Here is a 4,878-nt window from a genome sequence, read left to right as displayed (position 1 = left end):
GGCGGTTTCTGCTGGGGCGTTGAGCGCGCCATCGAAATCGCCGATGAAGTCGCCAACACCGCGGCCAACCGGGCCAAGGGAACGGTGCGGACCTTCGGGCCGCTGGTGCACAACCACGAGGCCCTCCAGGGCATTGAGCACAAGGGCGTGTTCTCCGACATGGATGTCGATACCATGGGCCCCGACGACTTCGTCGTGCTGCGTGCCCACGGGATCGCCCCGGACGTGAAGAAGCGAATCAAGGAATCGGGAGCGCGTGTCTATGACGGCACCTGCCCCGATGTGGGACACATCCACGCCACCGTGCGGCGCGAGATGATCCTCGGCAAGGCCAACGTGGTCGTGGTGGGCGATGCCGGCCACGCCGAGGTAGACGGCATCCTGGGCGTCGCCGGTGAGAAGGGAATTGCCGTGGGATCGCCCGCCGAATGCGACAAGGTTGCCTTCCCCACCGACGAGCCGCTGTGCGTGGTCTCCCAGTCGACCCAGGAATTTGAGAACTACGAGGCGATCGTCAACAAGCTCAAGGAACGCTACCCGCAGGTTCAGGGTTTCAACACCATCTGCGAGGCGACCACCTCGCGGCAGGCGGATCTCAAGAAACTCATCGCCGAGTGTGACGCCATTGTCGTCATCGGCGCGCGCCACTCGGCCAATACCTGCCGACTGGCCCAGATTGCCGAAGAAGCGGGCAAGGACACTTACCTGATTGAGAACGAGGGCGAGCTCGATCTGGAGAAGATGCGCAAGTATCACAAGGTCGGCATCACGGCCGGGGCGTCCACCCCGCCGGCGGCCATGCACCGCGCCGCGGAGATCCTGCGCCCCCTGCAGCCCGCAGCCTGAAAGACGGAAAATGCCTTCTGAGGCGAAAAGCGGCCCCCTCGGGCCGCTTTTTCTTTGACCCCTTCCCCCCCTCGCGGTAGCATGAGCCCGCAATTGACGAGCGCGTCAGCTCACCAGGAATGACTGCAGACCATGTCGAAACGTGAACAGGACAAGGAAGCCCGGCGCCGGGCCATTCTCGACGCGGCCAAGAAGATCTTCGCCGCCAAGGGCTTTCACAACACCAGTGTCTCCGACATCGTCCAGGAAGTGGGCATCGCCCAGGGCACCTTCTACCTGTATTTCGACGACAAGAAGGCGATCTTTTCCGAGATCGTCGACTCGCTGACCGAGCGCCTGTTCAAGCTGATCACCATCCAGGATATCAAGGAAGTAAAATCCATCTCCGACATCGAGGCCGGTGTGGATCGTATCAGCACCCCGCTGATCTCCTTCTTTCAGGAGAATCGCGACCTTGGCAAGATCTTCCTGCGGGAGGCCGTCGGCACGGGCCTGGGCTTCGACGAGAAGATCAACCAGTTCTACGACCGGGTGACCGATGTCGGCGTCCACTACACCGAGCACTTTCGCAAGCAGGGGATTATCGGAGGGGACTATGACGCCCGCATCGCCATGACTTTTCTGATCGGCGGCGCCCAGATGATCATCTACCGCTGGGTAACCGACGGACTGGACGTCTCCGAGGAAGACATCGTCAACTCCGTCAAGGAGCTGTGCCTGAAGATGTTCCGCTGAAACAATCGCCATTAGCAAAAAGCCCCCGCGACGCGGGGGCTTTTTTTGTGATCTCTGTCGTTCGATCAGTGGTCGGAGGAATGGTCCAGGAAGTCTTCCAGAGCGACGTCCTTGAGCGGCAGGCGCAGTTTCTCGACGCCCTTTTTCTCGATCTGGCGGATGCGCTCGCGGGTCAGACCGAAGTCCTTGCCGATTTCCAGCAGGGTGTGACGGCGCGTGCCGCCCAGGCCGAAACGCATGCGCAGGATCTTCTCTTCGCGCGGGGTGAGCGTCTTGAGCGCCTTGTCGAGCTCCTCGGCCAGCGAGATGTTGACGATCTCTTCCTCGGGGAGCGCGACCTTCTCGTCCTCGATCAGGTCGGCGAGCACCTTGTCATCGTCCTTGCCGACGCTCATTTCCAGGGAGACGGTTTCAAGGTCGATCTGCATGAGCTCGGTCACCCGATCCTCGGGCATGTCGAGCTCTTTGGCGATGTCCTGGATTGACGGCGTCTCGCCGGTGGCATTGGAGATTTTCTTGACCGCCTGCTTGAGCTTGTTGAGGTTCTCGCGCATGTAGACCGGAATGCGCACGGTACGCGACTGGTCGAAGATGGCGCGGTTAATCGCCTGCTTGATCCACCAGGTGGCGTAGGTCGAGAACTTCAGCCCGCGCTTGTATTCATACTTGTCGACCGCGCGCATCAGGCCGATGTTGCCTTCCTGCACCAAATCGGTGAGCGAGACCTTCGCGTTGCGGTATTTCTTGGCGATCGAGATCACCAGGCGAAGGTTCGCGTTGACGAAGGCTTCCTTGGCGTAGCGAATGTCGCGCTGGACGCGCTCCATGTCGGTGATGCGGTCCTTGAGCTCATCCTGGGTCAGGCCCACCGGCATGGGGACCGGGGCTTCCTCCGGGGGAGTCAGGATCGTGCCGTCGGGCCCGTGGCGACGGCCCTCGCTGTAGTCCTTGAGCAGCTTGAAGAGCTCTTCGACGAAGTTGATGTTCAGGTTGAGGCCCTTGTGCAGCGCCACCACGTCCTGAATGTTTTTGATATACTTTACTTCGAGCTCGTCCTTGCGCTTCTTGGAGATGCGCTTGCCCGAGAGCTCGGCTTCAAGCTTGGCCCGCTGGGTAAAGAGCGTTTTCAGACGCGTCACCGTCTTGAGGGCCTTGGCCGTCACGGCGTCCTCATCGGCGCCGCGGTCGATGAGCTCGTCGTACTTGATCATGTCCCAGACCTTGTACTCACCTTCCTTGATGAGTTCGGCCTTGTGGATGACGAACCAGGTGGCAAAGGGAACGGCCAGGATGAGATCGTAGAGCTGCTCGGTGATGCGCTCGATCTTCTCGGCGGCCGAAACCTCGTCACCGGGGGTGAAGAGCTGAATGTTGCCTACCTCCTTGAGGTAGGTCTTCATGATATCGACGTCTTCGTAGTAGTCGTCGCGGGAGGTCTTCTCGCCGGCTTCGCGCACGCGCGCCAGCTTCTTCTTGACGTCCTTGGCGCTCAGTTCGCCCGGGGACTGGCCCGCGGCGGAGCCGGGGACATTCTGAAGGTCCTCGAAGCTCACAGCCTCGGCGGCCTTGGCCTTCGCGGCGCTTTCCTTGGCTCGCTGGGCGGTGCGGGCCACGCGGCGCGTGGCCGCGCTACGGCCCACTTTGGAGGCGGCCTTGGCCTTGGTTCCCGTGGTCGCCGAGGATTTGACGCTCTTGGTGGCGGAGGTCTTCGATGTGGTTTTCGTCTGCAATTCCTTAACCTTAGCCATTGCAAATGCGACCGGGGGCCTGCGCCCCTACCGGGTCCTTTGCTTTTGTGAGAGTAGGATATTCCGCCGGTTTGCCGGCGCTCCGACATCGCTGAACTGGGTCAGCGAGCGTGGTCTCGTAATCGGAAATTCTGCCCTCATTTCAAAGGGTTCCGCCTTCATTTCACTATGAAATTCAGACCGGACCCCTCTAACGGCGCCTAATTTAACAATTGCCCCCCGGGCTAGCAATGAAAAATATCACAGCCTGGACGCCATCAGCGGAGCGCACGCAATTTCATCTGTAATTTCAGGTAGTTACGACAACGCAATGTGCAAAAAATTGCCAGTGGAGCAAGTAGCCACTCCAACCGTCAGAATGCCGACAATTTCACGGATCAGGGATTGAAGACGAACGGGAACTCGACCGTCACGCTGCCGGCCTTCTCGGGGATGGCCTCAAACTTGATCTTGGTGATGCGGCTGAGCACGTCCTTCTCGAAATCCGGGTATTTCTTGAAGTTCGAGGTCACGATGCTCGGATTGACCACCGTGCCGTTGGCCTTGATCGTGAACTTGATGGAGATCTTGCCGCGGGCCGCCGGATACTTACGCAGCAAGCGGTTGTAGAGCACTTTGAAACCCGATGAGTAGCGCCGCATGGTCGCGCTGATAGCACCGAAGCTGCGGCGCTTGTCCTGGGCAGCCTCGCCGGAAACGACCGGGTTGCTGACCTTCTCGGCCGAGGCCTTGGCCTTCCGGCCGCCGCCCACACGGGCCAGACCGGCAATGTCGCCGTCGATACCGCCCGAACCATCGCCATAGGTCTGCAGGTTCTGCAGCGTGGCGTCCGCCTCACTGGCATTCGAAGAGAGCGGCCCGGCATTGGCGAACACGTTGGAGAGCGAATCCATCACCGCGGCCACGTCCTTTTGAACGGCACCGCCTTCGGAAGTCATCATCTGGATCAGACCGAGTTGCTGGACCTGTTCCTTGGCCTTCTCGCGCGCCTGATCGTCGGGAGTATCGGCCGGCGGCTTGTCCTCGGGCTTGTCCTCTTCAGGAGCCTCTTCTTCTTCGGTGGGCAGCTCTTCTTCCACCGCTTCTTCCACCGGTGGTACTTCTTCCTTCTTGGGCATCACGATCGTGATCTCCCGCCTGGTCGGCGGAGCCAATATGTCGCGCTCGGGCACGAACTTGATCGCCCAGACCATCATGTAGAGCATCGCGCCGTAGATCAGGCCGATTCCCAGCAGACCGCCGAAGAAGAGCGGCTGCTCGTTCTCAAGATGGGGAATCTCGGCAAAACGGAAGTTTGGATTGAGCACCAGCTTGGGCTTGGCCTTGAGCTGGGGCGTGCGTGCGGGCTTGGCAGGAAGCGGCGCTTCGGCCGGCTTGGGCCCGAAGCCCACCAGCACGCGATGGTCGCCGAATTCGACGCTGAGCTTCATGTCCTGCTGCAGCGTCACCGCGTAGATCCCGTTCTTCGAAGGCAGCAGGTCGAGCGCGATCAGGTCGGAGAGTTTCACCCGGTGATCGCCGCGCGCAAGCAGGCCGTCCATCTTGTCCG

4 protein-coding genes are annotated in these 4,878 nt (G+C 60.7%); 2 read left to right on the top strand and 2 right to left on the bottom strand.

The genetic code is table 11. The annotated features are described in order from the left end of the window. Together ispH and KDH09_02090 are read left to right on the top strand one after the other, a co-directional pair. On the top strand, positions 1-846 hold an 846-nt coding region (ispH, locus tag KDH09_02095), incomplete at its 5' end, for a 4-hydroxy-3-methylbut-2-enyl diphosphate reductase (protein ID MCB0218460.1). A 132-nt stretch (positions 847-978) separates the two neighbouring features. Continuing rightward, on the top strand, positions 979-1,581 hold the full coding sequence (locus tag KDH09_02090) for a TetR/AcrR family transcriptional regulator (protein ID MCB0218459.1): 603 nt from the start codon (positions 979-981) through the stop codon (positions 1,579-1,581). 65 nt (positions 1,582-1,646) lie between these two features. Here the strand turns inward: KDH09_02090 and KDH09_02085 are convergent, their stop codons facing one another. After that, positions 1,647-3,311, bottom strand: a complete 1,665-nt coding sequence (locus tag KDH09_02085; GenBank protein MCB0218458.1) for a sigma-70 family RNA polymerase sigma factor — start codon at positions 3,309-3,311, stop codon at positions 1,647-1,649. Between the two features lie 395 nt (positions 3,312-3,706). Continuing rightward, on the bottom strand, positions 3,707-4,878 hold a 1,172-nt coding region (locus KDH09_02080; GenBank protein ID MCB0218457.1), incomplete at its 5' end, for a TonB family protein.

The organism is Chrysiogenia bacterium (assembly GCA_020434085.1).
Taxonomy (GTDB): Bacteria; JAGRBM01; JAGRBM01; order JAGRBM01; family JAGRBM01; genus JAGRBM01.
The sequence above is the reverse complement of the archived record's forward strand: the minus strand, read 5'-3'. Positions and strand labels throughout refer to the sequence as shown.